This window comes from Belnapia sp. AC561, assembly GCF_979252845.1.
The window spans coordinates 1-6443 of sequence record NZ_CEEDBP010000081.1 but is presented as its reverse complement, the minus strand read 5'-3'; the positions used below and the strand labels follow the sequence as shown (position 1 = coordinate 6443).

At 68.8% G+C, this 6443-nt stretch carries 5 protein-coding genes; 2 read left to right on the top strand and 3 right to left on the bottom strand.

Going from position 1 to position 6443, the window contains the following annotated elements; genetic code table 11:
• The first annotated feature begins 23 nt into the window (after nt 1-23).
• Nucleotides 24-1115, top strand: coding sequence for a LysR substrate-binding domain-containing protein (locus tag AC0IW9_RS29805; protein WP_471651936.1), 1092 nt, complete (start codon nt 24-26; stop codon nt 1113-1115).
• On the opposite strand, the gene AC0IW9_RS29800 is transcribed toward AC0IW9_RS29805, so the two are convergent.
• Genes AC0IW9_RS29800 through AC0IW9_RS29790 form a run of 3 tightly spaced genes read right to left on the bottom strand, consistent with a single transcriptional unit; the run spans nt 1087 to nt 5069 of the window.
• Nucleotides 1087-2064, bottom strand: a complete 978-nt coding sequence (locus tag AC0IW9_RS29800) for a Bug family tripartite tricarboxylate transporter substrate binding protein (RefSeq protein WP_171616959.1) — start codon at nt 2062-2064, stop codon at nt 1087-1089. The two genes, AC0IW9_RS29805 and AC0IW9_RS29800, sit on opposite strands and share 29 nt — an antisense overlap.
• Nucleotides 2065-2083: 19 nt before the next feature.
• Nucleotides 2084-4234 (bottom strand): acetate--CoA ligase family protein, encoded by a 2151-nt coding sequence (locus tag AC0IW9_RS29795; protein ID WP_471651935.1) that lies wholly within the window; start codon nt 4232-4234, stop codon nt 2084-2086.
• Between the two features lie 4 nt (nt 4235-4238).
• Nucleotides 4239-5069 (bottom strand): SDR family oxidoreductase, encoded by an 831-nt coding sequence (locus AC0IW9_RS29790; protein WP_471651934.1) that lies wholly within the window; start codon nt 5067-5069, stop codon nt 4239-4241.
• A gap of 346 nt (nt 5070-5415) precedes the next feature.
• Between AC0IW9_RS29790 and AC0IW9_RS29785 the strand changes: the two genes are divergently transcribed.
• The gene (locus AC0IW9_RS29785; RefSeq protein WP_471651933.1) at nt 5416-6387 is read left to right on the top strand and encodes an IS5 family transposase; all 972 of its coding nucleotides are present in this window, start codon (nt 5416-5418) and stop codon (nt 6385-6387) included.
• The last annotated feature ends 56 nt before the right edge of the window (nt 6388-6443 follow it).

Sequence of the window (6443 nt, the reverse complement as noted above, 5' to 3'; positions counted from 1 at the left end):
ATCAACCCGTCAGGAGCCTACCCATGCCTGATCCAGCTCGCCATCCGGGCACTCTTGGCGCGAGCGCTGACAAAACCCCGCGTTCCACCTGGTTGAACTACACGCCGATCGTCCGCGGAGACCCAACTCAGGCGGTGACAAGAGCCTCGATGCGCAGCGGCCAACCTTGCCACCACCCTGGCAGCGTGCCGATGATAGTGCGCATGAAGCTCAACCAGATCGAGTACTTCGTTGTTCTCGCGGAGGAGCTGCACTTCGGGCGTGCCGCGGAGCGGCTACATCGATCCCAACCTCCGCTCAGTCGCCAGATCCAGTTGCTCGAGGCGGAGTTGGGCGTCGATCTGTTCATCCGCAACGCGCAGCGCGTCAGACTAACCGATGCCGGCCGCGCCTTTTTGCATGAGGTCCGGCCGGTGCTCCTCCGGCTGCGGCAGGCGGCGGACGCGGCGCGGCGTGCCGCCGCCGGCGAGACTGGGCACCTCGCCGTGGGCGCCACCGGCTCGGCGATCTTCGGCATCCTGCCGCACATCCTGCGCGCATTCCGGGCCCGCCATCCCGGCGTCACCGTGGAGCTGCAGCAGGCGCCCAAGGGCGCGCAGATCCAGGCGCTGAAGGATCGCCGCATCGCCATCGCCTTCGTCCGTTCGCTTACGGAGGACCAGGAACTGGCCCACGACCTGGTGCTGGAGGAACAGTTTCTGGTGGCGCTGGCGCAGGAAAACCCTCTGGCCGGGCGCCCAGCCATCGCCCTGGCCGATCTCGCCGCCGAGGGCTTCATCCTTTATCGCGGCCAGTCCTGGCCCAGCATCGCTGATCAGATCGTTCATCACTGCCAGCAGGCCGGCTTCAGCCCGAGGGTCGTGCAGGAGGCGGACGACATGCAATCCGCCGCCGCGCTCGCCGCACTCGGCATCGGCGTCACGCTGGTGGCTGCCTCGCTCAGCCAGATGCAGCTCCGCGACCTCGTCTACAGGCCCCTCGCCGGGGAGGGGACGCAGCCCACCACCCGGCTCTATGCCGCCTATCGGCGAGATGACCCATCCGCTGCCCTCGCCGCCTTCCGGCGCATCTGCGCAGCGGAGGCCGCTACTGAAGCTGGTCCCCGATCTGGCTGACGATGCGCGTCCAGTTCTCGCGATCGCGCGCGATCTGGCTGGCCAGGCTGTCGGCGTTGCCTTCCATTGGCTCGCAACGAATGGCGGCGAAGCGCGCGCGCAAATCGGGCTGGCGCAACGCATCCTGCACCGCCTGGTCCACCTTGCTAAGCCCGTCCACCGGCACGCCAGCAGGTGCGAGCAGCCCATACCACCAGTCGATGGCGCAATCGGCCACGCCCGCCTCGGCCATGGTGGGCAGATCCGGCTGCAGCCGGCTGCGCACCGAGGCGACCGTTGCCAACGCGCGCAACTTGCCGGCGACGAGATGCGGCGCCACGGAGGTGGCGCTGTCGAACATCGCATCGAGCCGCCCCGCCACGAGGTCCGTCACAGCGGGGCCAGAGCCGCGGTAAGGCACATGGGTCATCTCCACGCCGCTGCGGGCGCAAAACAGTGCGGCGCAGAGATGAAGCGAGGTGCCGTTGCCGGCCGATCCGTAAGTGAGCTGGCGCGGGTTGGAGCGAGCCGCGCTGACCAAGTCCTGCACGCTGCGATGCGGTGAACCGCTCGGCACCACCAGGATGTTCGCCACCGTCCCCACGGGGGTAACGGCGGTGAAATCATTCCACGGATCATAGGGCAGGCGCTGGTTCAGCGCCGCCAGGACAACATGGGTGAGTGCGGTCATCAGCAGGGTATGCCCGTCCCGCGCTTGTGCCGCGGCCTCCGTGCCCACCAAACCGCCGGCACCGGACCGGTTCTCGACCACCACGGGCTGAGCCAATGCCCGCTCGAGCGACGGCGCGATCAGTCGGCTCATGGCGTCGATCGCGCCACCCGGCGGGAAGGGCACGATGATGCGCACGGTGCGCTCGGGCCAGGTTCTGGCACGGGCGAGGCGCGGCGCCACCAGCAGTCCAGCCGCCGCGAACATGGCGCGGCGCGATGAGGTGAGGGTCATGGACATTCTTCTTCCTCCCGAATTCTCAACGCCCGCGCACCACCAGCGCATCCACGGCGATGCCGCCGTCGGGGCTTAGGATCACCGGGTTCACATCGATCTCCGCGACCTCCTCGCCGAGATCAGCGACGAGGCGTGAAACGCCGGCGACCAGGTCGCAATAAGCGTCGATATCGCAGGGCGGGTTGCCGCGCACGCCATCCAGCACCTTCCGCATGCGCAAGCCCTGAAGCGCCAGCCGCACCTCGGCGGGCGATACGGGGGCGATGCGCACCGCCACGTCGCCCATCACCTCCACCAGCGTGCCGCCAAAGCCGAAGATCACGAGCGGGCCGAATTGCGGGTCCCGCCGCGCGCCGACCAGCATCTCCACCCCACCCTTCACCATGGGCTGGATGGTGACGCCCGCGACGCCGGGCTCGCCTGCCGTGGCCTGGCGGATCGCCGCATAGGCCGCGGCGACCGCGTCCTCGTCGCGGAGATCTAGCTTGACCCCGCCGATATCGGATTTGTGGTGGATCGCCGCGGCCTCCACCTTGGCGACGACGGGAAAGCCGATCTCCCGCGCAGCGGCAACCGCCTCCTCGGCCGAGGTGCAGAGCCGGTCCGCCGCCACGGGAATGCCGTAGAGCGCCAGCAGGGATTTGGAATCCCGCTCGGTCAGCGCGGCACCACGTGCATGGGCGGCGAGCAGGCGCCGAGCCTCCGGCAATGCGGGATCCGGCGCATGGACCGGCCGCGCCTCCAGTACGCTGCGCAGCCGGTCATGGTGGAACCACAGCCGGTAGGCATTCATGCAGCGGTCGAGGGATCGGAAAACCGAGAGCGTCTGACTCGCATCGTAGATCGCGGAGCCGATGCCCTCGTACCACTCGTTCATCCAGACCAGGGTGAGCGGCCGGTCCAGCTTTCCGGCAAGCGCGCTCAGGCCTTCGGCGCGGGTGATCGCGGACGGGCCATGGGCGGAGGGCATCAGCACCGCCACGCTGGCGAAACCAGGATCGCGCGCGAAGATCTCCACGCATTCGCCGTAGAGCGCCTCGTCGCGGATCGATTCCGCGGTGATGTCGGCTGGGTTGGCGATGGTGGCGAAGCCCGGCAAGCGCTGGCGCAATGCCGTCTGGGTAGTCTCGCCCGGCTGCGGCATGGGAATGCCATGTTTCTCGGCCTTGTCCGCCGCCATGACGACGGAACCGCCGGAGCCCGAGAGGATGCCAACGCCCTGCGCCTGCGGCCGCCCAGCGCGGGAGAAGAACACCGCCGTCTCCAGCAGCCCCTCGAAGGCATCCACCTGGATGACGCCGGTGCGCTCGAACACCGCATTGTAGGTGGCGGCATCGCCCGCCAGCATCCCGGAGTGTGAGAGGGCGGCGCGCCCGCCCGCCTGGGTCACGCCGATCTTGCAGGCGATCACCGGCTTGCCGGCGTGGAACGCCTTCTCCAGCGCCGCCAGCAGCCGCGGCCCGGAAGGCACGCTCTCGAACAGGCAGGCGATCGCGGACGTCTCGGGGTCCTCCACCAGGAAGGAGATGAGGTCCGCAATATCCACGTCGCAGGAATTGCCGGTGGAGATCAGGCGCGAGAATCCGACGCCACGATGCATCGCCTGGAAAACCACATAGCCGAGCGCGCCGGACTGACCCAGCAGCGCGATGCCACCCGGCACGAGGGGCAGATGCTTCACGCTGGGCAGGATGTTGCACGCGGCGCCCGAATGCGTGGTGACGATGCCGGTGCAATTGGGGCCCATGATCCGCAGCCCCGTCTCCGCAGCCAGGGCCGTCAGCCGCGCCTGCATGGAGGCGCCCTCCGGCGTACCGGTCTCTGTGAAGCCCGAGGAGAAGATGATGGCACCCGGCACGCCGAGCGCTGCCGCTTCGCGCAGCACGGGCTCCACCTGCGGTGCGGGCACGGCGATCCCGAGGCAATCCGGAAGCCGAGGCAGGTCGCTCACCGATGCGTAACAAGGCAGGCCGGCGACCTCGCCGTAATTCGGATTGATGGGCAGGATGCCGCCATTGTAGTGCCGCACCAGGTTGGCCAGCACGTTGCCGCCGAAGGAGCCGGGTCGCGGCGAGGCACCGACGATCGCGATGGAGCCGGGGTCGAGCAGCGGCCGCAGCGCGGCCGCGGGGTAGAGACCGCGCTGGGCGGCGGGGGCGATGTGTCCGTCCACCGGTTCAGGTCCAGGAACGCTTGAGGGCACGGCCGCCATCGACCACCATGTCGCAGCCGGTGACGAAGTCTCCGGCCGGGGAGGCTAGGAAGGCGCAGGCCATCGCGATGTCGTCTGTCTCGCCGAAATGGCCGATTGCCATGCGGCCGAGTTCCTTCTCCGCCTCGCCGCGCGCCTCGTAGAGCTTGCGTAGCCCCTCGGTGCCCTCGATTGGGCCTGGCAGCACGTTGTTCACGCGGATGCCGTGCACCCCCCATTCCACGGCGAGGGAACGGGTCAGTGCGGTAACGCCGGCCTTGGCGGAGGCGGCGTGCGCGGCGCCGGGCCAGCCGGAGTTCACCTGGGCGAGGGAGATGTTGATGATGCGCCCGCCGAAGCGGGAGGCCTTCAACGCCTGGAAGGCGTTGTGGCAGAAATTGAAGGTGCCGTTGAGGTCGATATCGACCACGGCGCGCCAGCCATTGGGCGTCATGTCCTCGAAGGGGCAGTTGAAATTACCGGCGGCGTTGTTCACCAGCACGTCGAGCGCGCCGAATTCCTCCACCACGCGCTCGATCACGGCACGCGTCGCGGCGTAGTCGCGCACATCGGCGGCGACGGCGAGCAGGCGCGCGCCGCTGGCGGCAAGGCGGCTCTCGGCCTCCGCCAGCTTCTCGGGCTGTCGTCCGGTAATAACGATGGTGGCGCCGAGCTCCGCGAAGGCTTCCGCGATACCGAGGCCGATGCCGCTGCTGCCGCCGGTGATCAGGGCGACGCGGCCGACCAGGGCATCGGGGCTGAAGACAGCGCGCTTCGGGTGGGCGAGGCGCGGCGGCGCCTCGGTGCTGGCACTCATTCTCGGTTTCCTCTCGAACACGCTGGGTCGCGGCTGCGTGGGGAGAAGTCCTACCGAGGTCGGGCAGCCCGGGGCCAATCCATTTGCGCTATGGGTTGATACGCAAATTGTCCGGAGGGCGTCGAGCGCGCCGCTCTGTCGCCGCGATCCGGCGTTTGATTGACCGCCTCCGGTAACCGCGAAGGCCACCGGATACGACCGCAACGGGCGCAAAGTGGACAACCCTCGTGCCGCCTTCACTGCGTTCTTTGGGGTCTATTCCATCTTGTTGCACGGATCGCTTGGGCCTGCCGGGGCGGGGTAGGGTAAAGCGTCCAGCCTCCCACCGCTGCCCGAGGAAGCTACCTTGCCGTTCAAGGCCAACGCCGACCGTCGTCACCACATCCCGAAGCAGCGGCATCGGGTGACGAACCCGGCCGCCTACGACGCGGCGCTGCGCCAGCGGGGCAGCCTGACGGTGTGGTTCACCGAGGAGGCGATCGCGGCCTGGAAGGCCGAGCCTCGGACCACGCGAGGCGGACAGCCCCGCTACTCGGCTCTGGTGATCGCGACGGCGCTGACGTTGCGCGCCGTGTTCCGGCTGGCGCTACGCCAGACCGAAGGCCTGATCGGCTCCATCATCGCCCTGCTCGGGCTTGACCTGGCCGTGCCGGACCACACCACCCTGAGCCGCCGGGCCGAGACGCTGCAGGTGCCGCGGGCAAGGCCGCACCGTCGTGGCAGGCCTTTGCACCTTCTGGTGGACAGCACGGGGCTGAAGCTGTGCGGGGCGGGCGAGTGGCTGCTGGAGAAGCACGGCACCAAGACGCGCCGGGCCTGGCGCACCTTGCACATCGGCACGGACGCCGACACCGGCCACATCGTCGCGGCCACGCTGACCAGCAGCGACACCAGCGACGCGTCCCAGGTCGGCCCCTTGCTCGACCAGGTTGACGGCCCGGTCGCCTTGTTCACGGCTGATGGTGCTTACGATTGGGATAGCGTCTACGACGACGTCGCCGTGCGTCACCCCGAAGCTGTTGTGATCGTGCCGCCACGCGCCAATGCCGTGCCGAGCAGCACGGCAGACACCGCGCCGACGCAACGCGACCGCCATCTACAATCGATTGAGGAACGGGGCCGCATGGGCTGGCAGGCCGCCTCGGGCTACAACTGGCGCGCGCTGGTCGAGGCCGACGTCAGCCGGTTCAAGCGCGTGATTGGCGATGCTCTTCGTTCCCGCACAGACCGGCGTCGCGCGACCGAGGTGGCCATTGCCGTCGGTGCGCTGAACCGCATGCTGGACCTGGGACGCCCGGAGTACGTCCGGACCGCGTGAGACCAAGACAGGGAAGGGCATCGTCCGTCCGGCCCGCTGATCCGTGCAACAAGGTC

Excerpts from the sequence above, each read along its gene's own strand:
- AC0IW9_RS29805 (WP_471651936.1), top strand. The coding sequence starts at position 24 with ATGCCTGATCCAGCTCGCCATCCGGGCACTCTTGGCGCGAGCGCTGAC.
- AC0IW9_RS29800 (WP_171616959.1), bottom strand. The coding sequence starts at position 2,064 with ATGTCCATGACCCTCACCTCATCGCGCCGCGCCATGTTCGCGGCGGCT.
- AC0IW9_RS29790 (WP_471651934.1), bottom strand. The coding sequence starts at position 5,069 with ATGAGTGCCAGCACCGAGGCGCCGCCGCGCCTCGCCCACCCGAAGCGC.